The organism is Streptomyces sp. XY431 (genome assembly GCF_001279805.1).
GTDB lineage: Bacteria > Actinomycetota > Actinomycetes > Streptomycetales > Streptomycetaceae > Kitasatospora > Kitasatospora purpeofusca.
The window spans coordinates 1-303 of the sequence record NZ_LGDO01000399.1 but is presented as its reverse complement, the minus strand read 5'-3'; the positions used below and the strand labels follow the sequence as shown (position 1 = coordinate 303).

At 56.4% G+C, this 303-nt stretch carries 2 rRNA genes; both read right to left on the bottom strand.

The features are described from left to right. Positions 1–97, bottom strand: a 5S ribosomal RNA gene (rrf, locus tag ADK60_RS27250); the annotation flags it as partial. A 109-nt stretch (positions 98–206) separates the two neighbouring features. Next, a 23S ribosomal RNA gene (locus tag ADK60_RS27245) occupies positions 207–303 on the bottom strand; the annotation flags it as partial.

Below are 303 nucleotides of genomic sequence, written 5' to 3'. Positions count from 1 at the left end.
CCCACAGGGTCCCCCCTGCAGTACCATCGGCGCTGTGAGGCTTAGCTTCCGGGTTCGGAATGTAACCGGGCGTTTCCCTCACGCTATGACCACCGAAACCCTATCGGGTATTCAGCGAAACACACTTTTTAGTTGATAAGTGTTTCTTGTGTTCGCCGGCGATAGCTGTTCGCTACCCGGGAACCACACAGTGAACGCGAGCGTCTGAGGACAAGCCCTCGGCCTATTAGTACCGGTCAACTCCACCCCTCACAGGGCTTCCATATCCGGCCTATCAACCCAGTCGTCTACTGGGAGCCTTAC